The sequence below is a fragment of the Photorhabdus heterorhabditis genome, from assembly GCF_018448905.1.
Classification (GTDB): Bacteria; Pseudomonadota; Gammaproteobacteria; order Enterobacterales; family Enterobacteriaceae; genus Photorhabdus; species Photorhabdus heterorhabditis.
This window is the reverse complement of record NZ_RCWA01000154.1, coordinates 1-869: the sequence shown is the minus strand read 5'-3', so window position 1 is coordinate 869 and position 869 is coordinate 1. Positions and strand designations below refer to the sequence as shown.

The 869-nt window shown below is 53.3% G+C and carries 1 pseudogene; it reads left to right on the top strand.

Annotated elements, in window-relative coordinates:
• Positions 1-12: 12 nt before the first annotated feature.
• Positions 13-869: pseudogene (locus EAE89_RS23035) on the top strand (S8 family serine peptidase); the annotation flags it as partial.

Sequence of the window (869 nt, the reverse complement as noted above, 5' to 3'; positions counted from 1 at the left end):
GCTTCAACACAGATGGCTAGCCTTGCCACCGGCGGCATTCGTCCCGGTGAAATGCAGCTCGACCCCAATGTCCGGCCCAACGCCTATCTATCGCAGTTCTACCTCGACCTGACCTTGAATGGCAATAAACAGGACACCAGCCTGCGCAACGCTGTGACGTTGAACGGCTTATCGGCAATGACGACGTTTAACACCTATGTTGATCCATTGTTATTGGATCTGAGCGGCAATGGCGTGCACATGACTGATATTCGTGACGGTGTGCTGTTCGACATGGATAACAGTGGCACGCTCAAGCGCAGCGGCTGGGCGGATCGCAATACGGGAATATTGGTGATCGACGATGGGCGCGGTCAGATAAAAGATGTCAGCCAGATGTTCTCCGAATACTACGGTGGCAAGGCCGGAATAAACGGTGCGGCGGGCGAAAAAAAATTCAAGGAGGGTTTCGGGGCCTTAGCCAGTGAAGATGCCAACAAAGACGGCGTGATTGATGAACGTGATCCGATCTGGAGTAAATTACGGGTCTGGGTTGATGGCACCCACGATGCAAAAGTCGATGCGGGCGAACTCAAGACACTGGCGGAATGGGGTATTACTCAGATAAACGTCCGGGCTTCGGACAAAACAGACGTGCGTGATGGGAATAAGGTCGTTGCCAGTGGGTCGTTTACTATCAAGGGTAAAACTCAGGAAGTGCTGGCCGTCGATTTTCTCGGTGACCCCGTCAGCAATACCCTGAGTACTGAGGGAACCGGTACGCGAGTGACCTCCACCCACAACGATATCACGACCACGGCTTACGCCAGTCAGAGTGAAACAGATGAAACCCTCAATGCGGAGCAACTGGGAGTCAGCAATCTGTATGG